15 protein-coding genes are annotated in these 16,514 nt (G+C 58.9%); 11 read left to right on the plus strand and 4 right to left on the minus strand.

What is annotated here, in order from left to right; translation table 11 throughout:
- The first annotated feature begins 143 nt into the window (after positions 1-143).
- Positions 144-1,505, plus strand: a complete 1,362-nt coding sequence (locus CKA38_RS14765) for a sulfatase (RefSeq protein WP_343192841.1) — start codon at positions 144-146, stop codon at positions 1,503-1,505.
- A gap of 158 nt (positions 1,506-1,663) precedes the next feature.
- On the opposite strand, the gene CKA38_RS14770 is transcribed toward CKA38_RS14765, so the two are convergent.
- Positions 1,664-2,857 carry a pyridoxal phosphate-dependent aminotransferase gene (locus CKA38_RS14770; protein ID WP_108826622.1) on the minus strand — a complete coding sequence of 398 codons (1,194 nt, stop codon included), beginning with the start codon at positions 2,855-2,857 and terminating at the stop codon, positions 1,664-1,666.
- Positions 2,858-3,113: 256 nt separating this feature from the next.
- Between CKA38_RS14770 and CKA38_RS14775 the strand changes: the two genes are divergently transcribed.
- On the plus strand, positions 3,114-4,490 hold the full coding sequence (locus CKA38_RS14775) for an MFS transporter (protein WP_108826623.1): 1,377 nt from the start codon (positions 3,114-3,116) through the stop codon (positions 4,488-4,490).
- A 15-nt stretch (positions 4,491-4,505) separates the two neighbouring features.
- On the opposite strand, the gene CKA38_RS14780 is transcribed toward CKA38_RS14775, so the two are convergent.
- Complete coding sequence (locus tag CKA38_RS14780; RefSeq protein ID WP_108826255.1) at positions 4,506-5,675, minus strand: ATP-binding protein; 1,170 nt, start codon at positions 5,673-5,675, stop codon at positions 4,506-4,508.
- A gap of 156 nt (positions 5,676-5,831) precedes the next feature.
- Positions 5,832-7,283: a replication-associated recombination protein A gene (locus CKA38_RS14785; protein ID WP_236919062.1), complete on the minus strand. Its 1,452-nt coding sequence runs from the start codon at positions 7,281-7,283 to the stop codon at positions 5,832-5,834.
- A gap of 172 nt (positions 7,284-7,455) precedes the next feature.
- On the opposite strand from CKA38_RS14785, the gene CKA38_RS14790 reads away from it, so the two are divergent.
- The 3 genes from CKA38_RS14790 (at position 7,456) to CKA38_RS14800 (ending at position 10,163) form a co-directional block, all read left to right on the plus strand.
- Positions 7,456-8,454 (plus strand): ABC transporter substrate-binding protein, encoded by a 999-nt coding sequence (locus CKA38_RS14790; protein WP_108826624.1) that lies wholly within the window; start codon positions 7,456-7,458, stop codon positions 8,452-8,454.
- A gap of 91 nt (positions 8,455-8,545) precedes the next feature.
- Positions 8,546-9,316 carry an ABC transporter ATP-binding protein gene (locus CKA38_RS14795; protein ID WP_202863926.1) on the plus strand — a complete coding sequence of 257 codons (771 nt, stop codon included), beginning with the start codon at positions 8,546-8,548 and terminating at the stop codon, positions 9,314-9,316.
- A gap of 73 nt (positions 9,317-9,389) precedes the next feature.
- Positions 9,390-10,163 carry an ABC transporter permease gene (locus CKA38_RS14800; protein ID WP_108826257.1) on the plus strand — a complete coding sequence of 258 codons (774 nt, stop codon included), beginning with the start codon at positions 9,390-9,392 and terminating at the stop codon, positions 10,161-10,163.
- 2 nt (positions 10,164-10,165) lie between these two features.
- On the opposite strand, the gene CKA38_RS14805 is transcribed toward CKA38_RS14800, so the two are convergent.
- Positions 10,166-10,825 carry a hypothetical protein gene (locus tag CKA38_RS14805; RefSeq protein ID WP_152032896.1) on the minus strand — a complete coding sequence of 220 codons (660 nt, stop codon included), beginning with the start codon at positions 10,823-10,825 and terminating at the stop codon, positions 10,166-10,168.
- Between the two features lie 58 nt (positions 10,826-10,883).
- Between CKA38_RS14805 and CKA38_RS14810 the strand changes: the two genes are divergently transcribed.
- The 6 genes from CKA38_RS14810 to CKA38_RS14835 all read left to right on the plus strand — a co-directional run bounded on the left by CKA38_RS14810 (position 10,884) and on the right by CKA38_RS14835 (position 16,503).
- Positions 10,884-11,084 (plus strand): hypothetical protein, encoded by a 201-nt coding sequence (locus CKA38_RS14810; RefSeq protein WP_108826259.1) that lies wholly within the window; start codon positions 10,884-10,886, stop codon positions 11,082-11,084.
- Between the two features lie 22 nt (positions 11,085-11,106).
- Positions 11,107-13,005, plus strand: a complete 1,899-nt coding sequence (locus tag CKA38_RS14815; protein WP_152032897.1) for a tetratricopeptide repeat protein — start codon at positions 11,107-11,109, stop codon at positions 13,003-13,005.
- 90 nt (positions 13,006-13,095) lie between these two features.
- The gene (locus CKA38_RS14820; protein WP_108826261.1) at positions 13,096-13,968 is read left to right on the plus strand and encodes a CPBP family intramembrane glutamic endopeptidase; all 873 of its coding nucleotides are present in this window, start codon (positions 13,096-13,098) and stop codon (positions 13,966-13,968) included.
- A 75-nt stretch (positions 13,969-14,043) separates the two neighbouring features.
- Positions 14,044-15,012 carry a thiamine-phosphate kinase gene (gene thiL, locus CKA38_RS14825; RefSeq protein ID WP_108826262.1) on the plus strand — a complete coding sequence of 323 codons (969 nt, stop codon included), beginning with the start codon at positions 14,044-14,046 and terminating at the stop codon, positions 15,010-15,012.
- Between the two features lie 130 nt (positions 15,013-15,142).
- The gene (gene tsaE / locus CKA38_RS14830; protein ID WP_236919063.1) at positions 15,143-15,592 is read left to right on the plus strand and encodes a tRNA (adenosine(37)-N6)-threonylcarbamoyltransferase complex ATPase subunit type 1 TsaE; all 450 of its coding nucleotides are present in this window, start codon (positions 15,143-15,145) and stop codon (positions 15,590-15,592) included.
- Positions 15,593-15,726: 134 nt separating this feature from the next.
- Positions 15,727-16,503, plus strand: a complete 777-nt coding sequence (locus CKA38_RS14835) for a DeoR/GlpR family DNA-binding transcription regulator (protein ID WP_108826264.1) — start codon at positions 15,727-15,729, stop codon at positions 16,501-16,503.
- Positions 16,504-16,514: the final 11 nt, after the last annotated feature.

The raw sequence follows: 16,514 nt of genomic DNA on the forward strand, positions 1-16,514 counted from the left end.
ATATGGATTTCGCCCAAGCAAAACGGGCAAATCCCGCGGGCTTCTTGACCGTGCGAAGAAAAACGATTCCTTTGACGCGCATGTCACCCAAATTACCTCTGATTCAAACGACGCTTGGCGTGTGCGCTTTTGCGGCGAGTGCCGTGTCAATTCCCGCGGCATCCCAACCGAAAAATATCGTTTTGATGCTTGTTGACGACCTCGGCTGGGGCGACACCGGGCCTTATGGCGGGAGATTTGCGGAGACGCCAAATTTCGACCGTCTTGCCAAGGAAGGAATGCGATTCACCAACGCCTACGCGCCCGCGCCGATTTGCTCGGCAACCCGCGCCGCCATCATGACGGGAAAATCCCCGGCACGGTTGAATTTCGAATTTGTTATTCAGGCGCGCGGTTCCAAGCCGCCGCCCGGCACCGTTTTGAGGCAACCCGATTTCCCTCGTTTTCTTGATCCGGCGGAAACCAGCATGGGCGATGTGATGGGGGCTGCCGGTTATGTCACCGGATATTTTGGAAAGTGGCATCTTTCGGAGCACGGGGTTCCCGGAAACGAACGCTATCTCGGCTACGGCAGCCAGGGGCCGGACAAACAAGGTTTTGTCCATGTAAACGAGGAGCGAGGCAGCCATCCCTACAGTTACCCGAAAGGAAAAAAGAACCGTCCGGGATACGGCGATTTTAAGGAGGGCGAGTTCGCGCCCGACCTTCTTACCGACAGGATGATCGATTTTTTGAGAGCGCACCGGGATGAAAAATTCTTTCTCTGCCTTTCGCATTATTATGTGCACGCCCCCATTCACACCCGCTGCGAATGGTTGATTAAAAAATACAAGGCCAAGGCCGCCCGCATGGGTTTGCAGATGGACAAGGAACACATCGAGTATGCCGCTTTTGTGGAAACGATGGATCATCTTGTCGGGCGCGTGCTGGACGAGATGGACTCGCTTGGCCTGGCACAAAACACCCTGTTCGTCCTGATGTCCGACAATGGCGGCGATCCCCGTTTTGCCGACAATGGCGGATTGCGCGGCGGCAAGTGGACGCTCTACGAGGGCGGCACCCGAGTGCCGTTGATGGCTCGCTGGCCCGGAATAATCGACGCAGGCTCCGTCAACGACACACCCGTGATCGGCACCGATTTTATGGCGACATTTTGCGAGGCCTTGGGCGTTAAAAAACCGGCGAGCGCGGTGGACAGCATGAGCTTCCTGCCCCTTCTCACCGGCAAGGCAAAGGCCCTGCCGAGGGACACACTGACATGGCATTTCCCCTTCTATCACCCGCGGGTCACCGGAACCAAGCCGATCTCCTCCATCAGAAAAGGAGACCTGAAACTCATTTATTTCTACGAGGATGATCGCCTTGAACTTTTTGACCTCAAAAACGATCCCCTCGAAAAGAATGATCTGTCGTCCCTCAAAACACAAATTGCCGCCAACATGAAAAAAACACTGCTCGACACGCTCAACGCGCAAGGCGCGCGGTTTCCGACGAAGCGCGAGTAGGCGAAGTTGAGCCGTCCTCGTCTCCGTTCGCGTTGCGGCAAGAGTATGTCCGGTTTATTTTTTGCTCAAAATGCGACTGAAAAAACCAAAACGGCAGCCCTGAGCAGGGCTGCCGTTTTGGTTTTAATATGTATTTCGATCAAACTTTCGAACCACGCTCAGCGTTTCAGGTTGGCGCAAAACGCGGCCAGGCGCTCAACGCCTTTCTTGATCATCTCGTCGCTCGTCGCGTAGCTGAGACGCAGGTAACCCTCCGCGCCGAACGCGCTGCCAAACACCGCCGCGACCTTTTGCTGTTCGAGCAGTTTTTCGCAGAATTCAGCCGAGGAAAGGCCGAACTTGCTGATGTTCGGGAACAGATAAAACGCGCCTTGCGCAAGCAGGCACGAAATGCCGGGGATTTTGTTTATCTCGGCGTGCAGGTATTTGCGGCGGCGATCAAATGCCGCCATCATCGCCTCAACGGCCGCCTTCGTTTTTTCCTTTTCGGTGAGCGCCGCAAGCGCGCCGTATTGGGCGAAGGTCGTGGCGTTCGAGCTTGTCTGGCTTTGGATTTCCGCAACGGCCTTGGCAATTGGCGCGGGCGCGACAAGCGTGCCAAGGCGCCAGCCCGTCATCGAGTAGGTTTTTGAAAATCCGGACACCGTGATCGTGCGCGCAGCGGCTTCCGCCGAGAAGGTCGCGGGCGACACATGCTTGGCGCCGTCGTAGATGAGATGCTCGTAGATCTCGTCGGACATCACGTAGAGGTTGTGCTTGAGGGCGACGGCCATGATCGCCTCCATCTCGGCGCGAGTGTAAACGGCTCCGGTCGGATTCGAGGGAGAGTTGATGATGATGAGTTTTGTCTTCGGCGTGACGGCGGCCTCGACTTGCGCGGCGGTCAGGCGGAACCCGGTCGTGTCGTCGGCAAGCACGATCTTGGGCGTCGCGCCGGCGAGCTTGATCATTTCGGGATAGCTCACCCAATACGGCGCGGGGAGGATCACCTCGTCGCCGGGCGAGCACACGGCCATGATCGCAAGGTAGCAGGAAAATTTGCCGCCGGGCGAAACAACAACCTGCGCGGGCGTGAAGTTGAGGCCGGCGCGCGCGGCGTAGTCCGCGGCAATGGCCTCGCGAAGCGGCAGGATGCCGGGCGTGGGCGCGTATTTGGTTTTGCCGGACTTGAGCGCGGCGATGCACGCCTCCTTGATGTGCTCGGGCGTGTCAAAGTCGGGTTCGCCCGCGGCGAAACCGCAAACATCTTCGCCCGCGGCAATCATCGCCTTGGCTTTTGCGTCAACGGCGAGCGTCGGGGACGGCGCTATGTTCTGGGCCCATGTTGAGAGAGGACGTGTCGGTGTGCTCATGTGAAGTTGGTTTTGCTTGTGGAAAACGACAATCGGGGCGGACTTAAAGAGCCCGCCGCCAAAAGAGCAAGCGCGCTGTTGACCAATGACCATCGTCGGAGACGCAAAAGTGCTTTCGAACGATCATCTCCGAATAAACGCGGCCTTGGCACCGGCATGTCTTCAAAACGTGGTTAAACCCGCGTCCGCACCATCACGGCATTGCACCCGTTTCGCCGACATGCCAGACTCGCCGGACAATTTTTATTATCACATAATGTCCGATCACGCACACTCCACCCATTCCGGTCGCGCGCTGCTGGTGATTTGCACCGCGGCGTTCTTGGCACCGTTCATGGGGTCGGCGCTCAACCTCGCGCTGCCGGAGATCAGCGCGTCGCTTTCGCTTGATGCCGTCGAGCTTACCTGGCTCACAATCGCCTACCTGATTCCCACCGCGATTTTTCAGGTTCCCGCGGCGCGCATGGGCGACTTGCTCGGGCGCAAGCGCGTGTTCGTTTGGGGTGTGCTCGGGTTTTCGCTGTTCACTTTCGCATCGGGGTTTGCCCCGTCGGGAACGGTGTTGATTGCGCTCCGTTTTCTCGCCGGGATGTGCTGCGCGATGATGTTCGGCAACAACATCGCCATCCTCACCTCGGTGTTTCCGCCGCATGAGCGCGGCAAGGTGCTCGGCATCAACACGGCCATGGTCTATTCGTCGCTCGCGGCGGGTCCGTTTGTCGGCGGGCTGCTCACGCATTATTTCGGGTGGCAAAGCATTTTCTTTGTCAGCGGGGCGGTCAGCTTCGCGGTGCATATATTTGCGCGCGTCTATTTGAAGGGGGAATGGACGGTGGCGAAGGGCGAGCGGTTCGATTACGCGGGCAGCGTGCTGTATGGAATCGGGATCATGGGGTTGATCTGCGGCTTCACGCGGCTGTCATCCATCGACGGTTTTGTGTGGCTGTCAATCGGCGGCGCGGCGCTATTTGCGTTTGTATATTATGAGCGGCGCTGCGACGCGCCGTTGATCAACTTAAAACTGTTCAGCGAGAACCGCGTCTTTGCGTTTTCCTCGCTCGCCACGCTCATCAATTACGCGGCCACGTCGGCAATCGCGTTCATGCTGAGTTTATATTTGCAATATATAAAGGGAATGGACGCGCGGCACGCCGGCTTGATATTGATATCGCAAGCGTGCGTGATGGCCGTGTTCGCGCTTGTCTCAGGGCGATTGTCCGACCGTTTTTCGGCATCGCGCCTTGCCACGTTTGGCATGGCGGTAATCGTCGCCGGCCTTGTGATCATGCTGTTTTTGTCGCCGACAACACCCATCGGGGTCATCATCGGCAGTCTGTTTTTGCTCGGCCTCGGGTTCGGCCTGTTTTCCTCGCCAAACACAAACGTCATAATGGGCTCGGTGGACAAGAAACACTACGGCCAGGCCTCCGCCACAACCGGCACGATGCGTCTGACCGGCCAGGCCTTCAGCATGGGCATCGCGGGAATGGTGATCGCGCTAAAAATCGGCAACAGGCAAATCACACCGGAGATTTTCCCCCAGTTCATGCAAAGCCTGCGCATCACATTCATAATATTCGTGGTGCTGTGCGTGATCGGCATCTACGCCTCGTCGGTGAGGACGAAAAAATAGGAGAATCATCGTCGATCAAGTTTCATCCGTGCGAAGGCCTCGTATGAATTTCCCCAGTGATATTGCGGTCGTTTTGGCGTCCAGCGGATATGTTTCCCCGCCTGAATAAATGACCCATTGCCGTGTGGCCTTTATGTCTGCGCAACCTATGTGGAATCCTTTGCTCACAGTTGGCGCGAGGCCTTTTTTGATCTCCACTGCCCAGCGGCGGCGCTTGGGCAACTCCATAACAAGGTCAATTTCCGCGCCCGCCGAGGTTCGGTAAAAATAACAATGCGCGCCCTCGGGCATGGCCGCGATTATGTTTTCGATCACATGCCCCTCCCAAGAGGCTCCGACGACTGGATGTCCGAGCAAGTCGTCCTCGGTGTCAATACCAAGCAGACAATGAAGCAGGCCGGTGTCGCGAAAATAGATTTTCGGTGATTTCACCAGGCGTTTGCCGACGTTTTGATGCCACGGTTCGAGACGGCGGACGAGCAGGAGATCGACGAACAAATCCAGATACGAGGCGACAGTCTTGCCATCAACCCCGAGCGACTGGGCGATGGTGGCGGCGTTGTGCAGTCCGCCATGCCGGTGCGCGAGCATCGTCCAAAAGCGGCGCAATGTTTCCGCGGGAATGCGCGGGCCAAGCTGAGGGATGTCTCGTTCGAGGTAAGTGCGAATAAAGTCCCGCCGCCACGACATGCTGGCTGCGTCGGTTTTGGCCGTGAAACTTTCGGGGAAACCTCCGCGCACCCAGAGCGCGGAGGCATGTTTTTGGCCGACCTCCTCAAGCGTGAGCGGGCTAAGTTCAATGTAACTGATGCGCCCGGCGAGGGATTCGCTGGATTGTCGCAGAAGGTCGAGCGACGCGGAACCGAGCAGCAGAAATCGTCCGTTCTTTTTCTGACGCCGAATGCGGTCAATGCTGCCACGCAGGGTTTGAAAGAGCCCGGGTTTGCGCTGGATTTCATCGAGAATCACGCAGTCGTCCTCGTGCTTCGAGAGATAGAGTTCCGGGTCGCTGAGTTTCGCCAAGTCGCTTTCGGATTCGAGGTCGAGATAAACCGAGGAAGGCATGGAGTCGGCCACGGTGAGCGCGAGGGTCGTCTTGCCAACTTGCCGAGGCCCGAGCAATGCGACTGCCGAACGTTCGGACAGGCGTGCTTTCAACAATGGAAGGATCTGGCGGGCAATCATACTACCTTGCATTTATGGAGTTACACTCCTGAAATGCAAGGATGATTACATGACAATAAAGAGCGCCAAATTGACCAATCCCGCACCAATCTAGCAATTAATTCGCCTCAATCGACGGTATCCACGCCTCGTCAGTGAGGACGAAAAAATAGTCGCTCACCCTTTCCTTCTCCCGCGCATCTCCGCCTGAATCGACGCGCGCATTTCGCGCCAGCGGGCGAGCCGCTCGGCGATTCGCGCCTCCGAGCCCGCCGTCTTCGGCGTGAACAGCGACATCGGTTTTTCCAGGTAGGCCTGTCCCGAAATATTCTCCGGGTAATCGTGCGCATACATGTAGTCCCTGCCCTGCCCCATGCGTTTGTTCGCCTGGCCGCTGCTTGAACGGCAGGACTCCGGCACTCGCTGCACCACGCCGCTCGCGATCTGCGCCTTCGCCGCGTGCAGGCCGAGCGTGATCGAGTTGCTCTTGCACGCGCACGCGATGTAAACCGTCGCGTGCGCCAGCGCGTATTCGCACTCCGGAAGGCCGACAAAATCGCACGCATGATGCGCCGCCACCGCCAGCGGCAACGCCAGCGGATCGGCCAGTCCCACGTCTTCCGACGCCAGAATCACCAAGCGCCGCGCGATAAATCGCGGGTCTTCGCCGCCCGCCAGCATTTTGGCCAGCCAGTAAAGCGCCGCGTCCGGATCGCTGCCACGACAGCTTTTGATGAAAACCGAAATTGTGTCGTAATGCTCGTCCTCGTCGGCGTCATAGCGCACGCGCCGCTCGCGCGCGAACGCCTCCAGTTCCTCCGGCGTGATCTCGCGTTTCGCGCCGCCCTCAGCCGGCGGCATGCTCAGCACGATCACCTCGAGCGAATTGAGCGCGCGCCGCAAATCGCCGTCGCACAGCACCGCCAAGTCCGACAGCACCGCATCGCTCGCGGTCACGCCATGCGAGCCAAGGCCGCGCTCGGAATCGGCCAGCGCGCGCTTCAGCACACCCGCCACCGACGAGGCCGAGAGCGGCTCCAGCCGGAACAAATGACTCCGGCTCAGCAGCGGCGGATTCACATAAAATCCCGGATTGTGCGTCGTCGCGCCGATGAGCCGGATGTAGCCCTCCTCGACATCCGGCAGCAGCAAATCCTGCTGCGATTTGTTGAAACGGTGCAGCTCGTCGATGAACAGCAGCGTCGGCGAGTCCGGCTGCGATCGCGCCTCCGCCAAAATCTCGCGCAGCTCCGCCACGTTGGACATCACCGCGTTGATGCGCACGAAACGGCTCTTCGTCTCGCGCGCGATCACCTCCGCGAAACTCGTTTTTCCGCAACCCGGTGGTCCGTAGAAAATCAGACTGCCAAAACGGTTGCTCGCAATCAAACGCGGCAGCAGCGCGCCCTTCGCCGTCAAATGCTCCTGCCCGACGATTTCGTCCAGCGCGCGCGGCCGCATTCGCGCCGCCAGCGGTTGCGCCGCCGAGGGTTTTTGCGGCATCGCGCTCAAAGCGCGCGCGCCGCGCGCCTTGCCCTTCGGTGCGAAACTCCCGCCAAAAAGATCAGCCTGTTCATCAAGTGCCATGTTGCCGCGACCAAACCAAATCCCCGCGCCCTGGGCAAGCACGGGAACGGCCCTCCCCCGCCCGGTTTTTGCCCCGCGGGGTTAAAAATCCATAAACTGAATTAAAAAACACCCTAAAGTGAAATTTCACCTCGCCCTGCACCCCATCATTTGAGAGCGCTTTTGTGTGCGCAAAAGCACACAAACCCACAACCCGGCAAAACCCTTCGCAAACATGAAAACAAAAAACACATTTCTGTTGCTCATCGCTGCTCCTTTGCTCGCCGTCGCCCTTCTCATTTCCGGCTGCGGCAAGAAAGAAGCCGACCTCACCGTGCTGCGCGTGGGTTACTTTCCGAATATCACCCACGCCCAGGGCGTCATCGGGCGCGCCTCGACTGACGATGGCAAAGGCTGGTTCGAGCAACGCCTCGGCCCCGGCGTCAAAGTCCATTGGTATGCCTACAACGCCGGGCCCACCGCCATGGAGGCCATGATCGCCGGCTCCATCGACATGACCTACGTCGGCCCCAACCCCGCCCTCAACGCCTACATGCGTTCGCGCGGCGATGAAATCCGCGTCATCGCGGGCGCGGCCTACGGCGGCGCCGCGCTCCTCGTGCGCCCCGCCGCAAACATCAAGACGCCGGCCGACTTTCGCGGCAAAAAAATCGCCACGCCCCAATTCGCCAACACGCAGGACATCGCCGCGCGCGTCTGGCTCAAGTCGCAGGGCTTCAGTGTCACGCAAACCGGCGGCGACGTCTCCATCCTCCCCGCCGCCAACCCCGACCAGCTTCTGCTCTTTCAGCAAGGCAAGATCGATGCCGTCTGGACCATCGAACCCTGGGTCTCGCGCATCGAGCGCGAAGCCGGCGGCAAACCCTTCATCGAGCAAACCGACGCCATCACCACCATCCTCGTCGCCAGCAGCGGCGCGTTGAAGGACAAGCGCGCTCTCGTGGAAAAATTCCTCCAGGGACACCGCGAACTCACCGCGTGGATCAACGAACATTCCGCCGAGGCGCAAACCCTCGTCCAGCGCGGCATCAGCAACACCGTGAAGCGCGAAATCCCGCTCGACCTCGTGCAAGCCTCGTGGAAACGCCTCCATTTCACAACCGATGTGAAACTCGCCCCATTCGAGGAACTCGTCACCCAAACCCGCGAGCTCGGGTTTATCAAGGACGACACCCAACTCGACCGCTTCATCGACACAAGCATATCCAAATAATTTTGGATTGCGCGCCGCCGAGCGACACCGAGATTGAAGCCGGAGCGGCGGCTCCCAATCGAAAATCCCCTATCCAAAATCCAAAATTTCAATGGGCATTCAACAGGAACTCGAAAACGAAGCGCCGTCGAAACTTTCAGTGCGCAACATTTCGAAGATTTTTCATTCGAAACACCAAATCGTGCGCGCGCTCGACGGTGTCTCGCTCGAAATCAACGAAGGCGAATTCGTGTGCCTCGTCGGCCCCAGCGGCTGCGGAAAAAGCACGCTCCTGAACATCATCGCCGGCCTCGACCAGGCCGACGAGGGCTCCGTGCTTTCAGACGGCCAGCGCATCTCCGGTCCCGGGCGCGACCGCATGGTCATGTTTCAGGAACACGCGCTCTTCCCCTGGCTCGACGTGCTCGACAACGTCATGTTCGGCCTCCGCCTCAAACCCAACCTCAAAACTGACGAGCGCCGCGAAGTCGCCAAATATTACCTGCACCTCGTCGGCCTCGACAACTTTCTGCACGCCAACATCCACGAGCTTTCCGGCGGCATGAAGCAGCGCGTCGCCCTCGCCCGCGCCCTCGCGCCCAACCCCAAGGTCCTTCTCATGGACGAACCTTTCGGCGCGCTCGACGCCCTCACGCGCGAACAACTCTACCGCGACATCCAGCGCATTTGGGCGCAGCGAAAAAAGACCATCGTCTTCGTCACCCACAATGTCCGCGAGGCAGTCTGCCTCGGCGACCGCGTCGTGCTCTTCTCCCCGCACCCCGGGCGCATCCGGCACGAGTATCCCATCACCCTCCCCGCCCGCGCGACATCAACAGCGTTTCACTCGCCGAAAAATCCGGCGAGATTCTCCAAGCCCTGAAAGGCTACCTCAACGACGGCGTGGTCACCGCCGCCAACAGCCGCACACCCTTCAACACAGACGGAGCCGCCGAATGAAAACCCGCATTATCTCCGCCATCGCATTTTTCCTTCTCCTGCTCGTCGCATGGGAGGCCGCCTCGCTTCTCGGCTGGGTCAACCGCATCCTCATCCCCGCGCCCAGCGACGTGCTCCGCTATCTCTACGGCGCGGTCCTTGATGGCTCGCTCGCCTCCGCCGCGCTCGTCACCGTCAAGCGCCTCCTTCTCGGCTACCTTTGCGGCATCGTCATCGGGCTGCCCCTCGGCCTTGTCACCGCCCGCTTCAAACTTTTTCAGGACACCATCGGCCTGCTCGCCCTCGGCCTGCAAACCCTGCCAAGCGTTTGCTGGGTGCCGCTCGCGATCATCTGGTTCGGGCAAACCGAGTCCGCCATGTTTTTTGTCGTGGTCATGGGCACGCTCTGGTCGGTGATCATAGCGACCGAGACGGGCGTGCGCACCATCCCGCCCATCTATGCCCGCGCCGCGCGCACCATGGGCTCGCGCGGCATTCACACATGGGTGCATGTCATGCTCCCCGCCTCGCTGCCCTTCATCGTGAGCGGCATGAAACAAGGCTGGGCCTTCGCGTGGCGCTCGCTCATGGCCGCCGAAATCTACGTGACAATCCTCACCGGTTTCGGCCTCGGCCACCTGCTGCACTACGGTCGCGAACTCAACGCGATGGAGCAAGTCATCGGTGTCATGTTTGTGATTGTTGTGATAGGCCTGCTCGCCGACAAGGTCCTCTTCTCGCCGTGGGAGCGATTCCTCCACCGCCGATGGGGCACGCAGGGCAGCCGTTGATTCTATTTGGAAAGCCCGCCCTGTTGGGAAACCGGAATCACGATTGTTTTTTCCGCGGACGCGGGAGCGCGTGACGGGGAGACCGATTGCACTTTGCTTGTGGGATCGCCCAAAGGTTCGGGACCGGCTGGACGCTGCTCTGCCTTCACCTCCGCGGCCATGGCTTTATAACGCTCATATTCCTCGCGAACCACGGTGGCTCGCATTATCAGCAGAAGCTTTTTTTGATACTCCAATTGTTGAATGGCGCTTTTGGCGTAGTCCGCGCGCGCCTTGTAACTACCTCCGCCAAAGAATCCCCAAAACAACCTTGGATGATTGAGCACCTCGTCGAGTTTTGTCGGCACAGTGAGCATTGTTTTGCGGGCAATCAGGTCGTCGATTTCAGCAATTCGGATTTCTATGTCACGGACAGGTTTGCTGGTGACCACCATCCTCTCCATGATGACAATATCCGGGTCCACCTCAACCGCCTCAGAAGGCGCGGGTGGCGGTGCCTTTGGCCGAGGTGCTTGCGCCCGCGCCATCAATTCCGCCGTGAGCCGAGGGCGCGGCTGCGGCGTTATCGTGGAAGATCGGACGAAGTCGCTATTCTCCTTGGCGGGGAGTTGGGGCAAAATGCTGTATTCATCTTTTTTGACGAGGATGTCGTGGATATCCACATGCAAGGCGGTGCCGGAGCTCGTTTGCGCAACGGAAATCTCCCCGGCCGCAAACATCATGGCGGTCAGCCAAAGGGACGAAAGCAACAAGATGGTTTTCATGGCGGGCAATATGATTGGACTGCCGATTTTGGCGGAAGTGTGTCAAAATCTTGCAAAGCATGAGAGATACAATCACCACACGCTTGCAAGCACCACATTTTTTGGATTCTTTCAGCGTCAACAACGGTGGCGCGACAACGCCAACTGGAAAACCTAAACCGCAGAATCAGCCCCCTCCCATGCACTTAAGTCTTCCCCGTCCTCTCGCCTGCCTGCTCTTCGCACTGACAATGGCTGCGTCGTCTTTCGCCCAATTCTACTATGGCGTCCCGGAGCCCGGAATTGTCGAACTGCCCGAACTGGAAGTCATCGGCTCGCGCTATGAGTGGAAATACGTAAAAACCGGAAATTTTGAATTATACTCAAACTTGGACGACATCGATTTTATAACAAGATTCGCAACATTGTTGGAAACCTCGCATAATCTCATCAAATCACAATTCAAGGGATTTTTAACAAACCGCACTCTCCAAAAAAAATACGTGCTCTGCTATGAATCCACGCGCCAGGATCGGTTTTCCGTCATGGAACGAAACACGCGTGAACACAAAAGGGCGGATCAGGGCGTGAGAGTTTTCACCTACGAAAAACGCAACGGACGCCTGTATAATTATCGCACAAACAGACTGTCCACGGCTCTGACACTGGCCGACCTCCATGGAGACATCATGCCCGACGATGTGAAACACACGCTGGGAGGCAGGGCCAACGCAAGATCGCGCGGCCGTGTAAACGACTGGTTTAGGACGGCGATATGTTACATGAGATTGAATCTGAACGAAAAATCGGCAGTGGATCGCGGCGAATACCTGGTTGTATTTAACAGTGAAATCGCAACCCAGGCCGATGCCGCGGCAAAAAAACCGTCCGTTTCCAAAATGATCGACGGTTTTTCAAACACGATACACTGGCACTCCCAGAACCGCGGAAGAAGAACCAATGAGGATTTGCGAAACGATCTGCGCTGTTTCAATTTTGTTTATTATTGCATGTTTGGAAACCAGGGGCGGCACAGGGCCGCGATGGCCGCCTTCATGGCCTGGTTGAATAAACATGACGCCTCCGAGGAAGTTTTCATAAATATTTTCGGCATTGATTACAAAACGATGGAAAAAGAAATCTCGGAGTATTTCGCCAAGATATATAAAACAAACCGTTGCATTCTCCCCATTGCAAATACTGCGGAGAAACCCGAAAGGATCGATGTGCAGCGGGTCGTGCGCTCCCGCAGCTCCCGGCTGCTGAGCGATGCCTTTTACGTGGCAAATGACGATTTTCGCGCCCGCGCGCTGCTCCTCAAGGCGCTGGATGAGCAGCCCAACGTGCTCAACGATCCCGAGTTCAAGGCCTCGCTCGCGCTCAACGAACTTTACGCGGATGAAGGCGACCGCGAGAAAGCTGCCGACTGGCTGGAGGAGCTTGTGCAAATGAAAATCCCGCGCCCGCGCGTCTATGCCGAGGTCGCCAATCTGCGCCTCAAGAAAACCCTGCCATCCAACCAGCATGACGCCACGGACGCGTTCGTGCAAAGGATCCGCGCCTCATCAGCGACAACAACAGACCCCTTTCATGCGTTCGGCTGGCAGATCGGCGAGGCGGCGAACTGGCTGCGCCTCTATCAACGACGCTCCGAACAATTTTCCGCATACAGACTTTCGATGGAGGAAGTGGCGCACTCAATGGAGCCGCTCGTAACCGCGTTCTCAATGTATCAAAGCGAGTCGTTGTATGTGATGCTCACGACGATTTGGTTCCTGTCAGATCATGCGCCGCCGAAAAACATCATGAATAAAATCAAAGAAGGCTGCATGTTGTATCCGACCAACACGGTGATGATCGAATGCACTCTCGACATATTAAAACGCCACGACGCGATGGCTGGCGCGGAAGAGTTGCTCAAACACGGATTCATACATGCCCTGCGCTCCAACGAAGCGAAGGTTGTGAACATGGTCGCGAAATTTTATGATTTGAATGATCCAATAGCCGAGCGAACCAAGGACGGACTGAAACGCGAGCAATGGCAGCGTTTTTACGAAGTGATGCAAAGCGCAAAGACAAGAACGAAAACACCATAAACACGGAATTTCCGCCAACTGCAATTTTCTAGTGGCGCGGTAGCGTTAAACCGCAAACTGTAAACGCAGCATCCTTCCCAGCATCCGCACATGCCAGAGCAATCCGCCACACCCGTCTCCATCATCATCACGATGTCCGCCATCTGCATCGCGGGATTGTTTCTGCTGTGGCATTGGGAACTGAGCCCCACCGCGCGCAAGACCGTGCAATACTCGCGCGTCCGGCACATCGCCGCCTCGTGGCCCTATTTCGCGGCAATGTGCATCCTCGTGGTTTTCGCCGCCTTTTTCGCGCAAAGCCTCTTCGTGCAATGCTGCAAGTGGATCCATTCCGACTTTTCCCTTAAAAACGGCTTCAACCAGATGCTTTCGCAGGGGGCGTTCGACATTGGCGCAATTGCCGCGGTGCTCTACGCCCGGCGCTTTCTTCTGGTCATGGAACGCCTGCCTCGCCTCGCAATCCTCGCGCACGCGCAACCCAAGCCAGCCCCGCCAATCCCACTGCTCCAGGCCATTCTCGTTGGCATCGGGGTTTTCTGCATCGCGCGCATGGTTTTCGTTCCGGTTGCGTTTGCCTGGGACTGGCTGCTCGACCGCGCCGGTGTCGAGGCAGCAAGCCAGGATCTCATCCAAATTTTCATCAACGAAACTTCGCCCGCCCGCATTGCCGCGCTTGCTTCCATAGCCGTGGTCATCGCGCCTGTCACCGAGGAGGCGATTTTTCGCGGGGGGCTTTTTGGCTACATCCGCACCCGCACCCAGCGCCTGATCGCGCTCATCATCCCCTCGTTTGTTTTTTCGCTGGTGCATTTTAATCTGCGCGTGTTTCCGCTCCTCTTCATTTTCGGCGTCATCCTTTCGGTTTCCTACGAGCGCACCGGACGCCTCACGGTCCCGATCATCGCGCACGCTCTGCTAAACCTCAGCACAATCCTCACCATTCTCCTCGGCCTTGCAAACTAACCCCAAATCCTCGCGCCCATCGACGCCCGCGCGCATCCGGTAGCAGCCGAAAAACGCCCGCGCCAGTCAACACACATGCACCCGTTCAGCAGCAAACCCGGCGAAACTGTTTCCGCGCTCGGCGAGGAAAAACTCATCACGCGCATCCGCCGCTGGCTCGGCCCCGTCTCGCCGCCCGCGCCGCTCGGCATCGGCGACGATTGCGCCGTTCTCGCGCCCTCGAAACGCGCCCAAGCCGTCACCGTCGACCCCGTCATTTACGGGCGCCATTTCGACGACGCCGTGCCGCCGCGCGCGGTCGGGGCCAAGCTCCTAAAGCGCAACCTCAGCGACCTCGCCGCAATGGGCGCCGCGCCAGTCGCCGCCGTGCTCGCAATCACGCTCGATCCGGGCGTGCGCATCGCATGGCTCGAGCAGTTTTACCGCGGACTCGCCTCCTGCGCGCGCGCATACCGGCTTCGCGTCATCGGCGGCGACATCGCGCAAAACACCGGCGCGCTTGCCGCCAGTCTCACGCTCATCGGGCGTGCCACGACGCCCCGCATGCTCCTGCGCACCGGGGCGCGCGCGGGCGATCACATCTACACCACCGGCACGCTTGGCGGAAGCCTTCTGGGAAAACACTATCGTTTCACGCCGCGTCTCGCCGAGGGCGCGTGGCTCGCCGCTCGCGCCGAAGTCCGCTCAATGATGGACATCAGCGACGGCATCGCAAAAGACCTTCACTCGCTCACGCCCGCCGGGGCGCGGGCGGAGATCGACGCCACGGCCATTCCGATCAGCGCCGCCGCGAAAAAAATGGCGCGCGGCGACAACCGCCCTCCCCTCGTCCACGCGCTTTGCGACGGAGAGGACTACGAGCTCCTCTTCACCGTCGCCGCAAAAACAAACCTCCCCGCCTTTGATAAAAAATGGCGCGCGCGTTTTCCGAAAACCCCGCTCGCTCGCATCGGCCGGTTTGTCCCGTTGCACGCGCCGCGCGCCCCCGGTGCCATCGACCTTGCAGCCCATCACGGCTATGAACACCTCGCAATCGCCCGCTGATGTTTGTGAGGTTCACGATTTACAGTTCACCGTTTACAGTTATCCAAGCCATCAAAGTTCCAACTGGCGCGCCCGCGCCCAACTGAAAACCGCAAACCGTAATCCGCAAACTCCGCCTCCGGCTTCTCCCGTGCCCGATCTTCTCCAACAACTCCGCGCCGGCCTCACCACGCATTCCGCAGAGGAAACACGCTCGCTCGCCGAACGCCTCGCGCACGTGCTTCCGCGCAACGCCACGCTCGCGCTGCATGGCGATCTCGGCGCGGGCAAAACAACCTTCGTTCAGGGTCTTGCGCACGGTCTCGGCATCCAAAGCTCAATCACAAGCCCCACGTTCACCATCTTCACAATCCACCGCGGCCCGATTGCCAGCCTCGTTCACCTCGACGCCTACCGCCTCGAAAACGACCGCCAAATCGACTCGCTCATGCTGGAGGATTTTCTGATCACGCCCTACATCCTCGCCGTTGAGTGGCCTGAAAAAATCGCCTCATGGCTTCCCGAAACCGCCTGGCATTTCAGCCTCGGAATCACCTCCGAACAAAATCACTTCGTGCGTCTGGACAAATCTGCTGCGTAGCCAACGGGCAAAAACGAAGAAGCCGTTTCGCTGACGGGCAAATGTCCGCCTCCACACTGCGCGCGGCCACATTTTCAAACGATTGACCTCAATCATATTTTAAAAACAATCGCGCCTCACAAATTTGAATCCTCATGCGCGTCCCCCTGCATATTGTTGAAGCCCGTCGCGAGCGGCTTCGCACCCTTATCCGGCACGACGGCTTTCTGCCCATCGCCGACATTTGCGCGCGGCTGAGCATTTCCGAAGCCACCGCGCGCCGCGATCTCGCCGCAATCGAGGCGGAGGGACACATCACGCGCACTTACGGCGGCGCGCTGGCCGATTACAACATCTCCTTCGCGTCGATCGGCGAACGCGCCAAGCGCGCCCGTTCGGCCAAGGCGCTCATTGCGCGCGCCGCAATCAAACGCGCGCCACTCCACGGCACGATCTTCCTCGACGCGGGCACGACGGTGCTTGCGCTTGCGCGGCTGCTCGCGCGGCGTCCGGGGCAGCAGCTCACCGTCGTCACCAACAGCCTCGCCATCGCCTCGGTGATCGGCGGCGCGCCCGGCATCACGCTGCATTTGCTCGGAGGCGTTTTCCTGCACCGCCAGGCGTCGCTTTTCAACAAACACGCGCCGGACGCGCTGGCGGATTGGAAATTCGACGCCGCCTTTCTGGGCGGCGAGGCAATGAACCCGAAGGGGGTTTTTAATTCGCATCCCGAGCTCGTGCAGTTGCAACGCGCGGTGCTCGACCATGCGGCGAAAAATGTTTTTTGCATCGACGCCACCAAGCTCGCCCGCGACACGCCGCACCACGTCATCGCGTGGGACAAAGTCGGCTGCCTCGTCACGAACACAACGCCGGCGCAACTCGCCGAGGCCGGAATCGAGCTGGACAAAAGCCGGATCGTTCCCGCGTAAACCGCGCGCGG

The organism is Ereboglobus luteus (assembly GCF_003096195.1).
Classification (GTDB): Bacteria; Verrucomicrobiota; Verrucomicrobiia; order Opitutales; family Opitutaceae; genus Ereboglobus; species Ereboglobus luteus.

Excerpts from the sequence above, each read along its gene's own strand:
- CKA38_RS14795 (WP_202863926.1), top strand. The coding sequence starts at position 8,546 with ATGGGCATTCAACAGGAACTCGAAAACGAAGCGCCGTCGAAACTTTCA.
- CKA38_RS14820 (WP_108826261.1), top strand. The coding sequence starts at position 13,096 with ATGCCAGAGCAATCCGCCACACCCGTCTCCATCATCATCACGATGTCC.
- CKA38_RS14835 (WP_108826264.1), top strand. The coding sequence starts at position 15,727 with ATGCGCGTCCCCCTGCATATTGTTGAAGCCCGTCGCGAGCGGCTTCGC.
- CKA38_RS14775 (WP_108826623.1), top strand. The coding sequence starts at position 3,114 with ATGTCCGATCACGCACACTCCACCCATTCCGGTCGCGCGCTGCTGGTG.
- CKA38_RS14790 (WP_108826624.1), top strand. The coding sequence starts at position 7,456 with ATGAAAACAAAAAACACATTTCTGTTGCTCATCGCTGCTCCTTTGCTC.
- CKA38_RS14800 (WP_108826257.1), top strand. The coding sequence starts at position 9,390 with ATGAAAACCCGCATTATCTCCGCCATCGCATTTTTCCTTCTCCTGCTC.
- CKA38_RS14770 (WP_108826622.1), bottom strand. The coding sequence starts at position 2,857 with ATGAGCACACCGACACGTCCTCTCTCAACATGGGCCCAGAACATAGCG.
- CKA38_RS14780 (WP_108826255.1), bottom strand. The coding sequence starts at position 5,675 with ATGATTGCCCGCCAGATCCTTCCATTGTTGAAAGCACGCCTGTCCGAA.
- thiL (WP_108826262.1), top strand. The coding sequence starts at position 14,044 with ATGCACCCGTTCAGCAGCAAACCCGGCGAAACTGTTTCCGCGCTCGGC.
- CKA38_RS14815 (WP_152032897.1), top strand. The coding sequence starts at position 11,107 with ATGCACTTAAGTCTTCCCCGTCCTCTCGCCTGCCTGCTCTTCGCACTG.
- CKA38_RS14810 (WP_108826259.1), top strand. The coding sequence starts at position 10,884 with ATGGCGGTCAGCCAAAGGGACGAAAGCAACAAGATGGTTTTCATGGCG.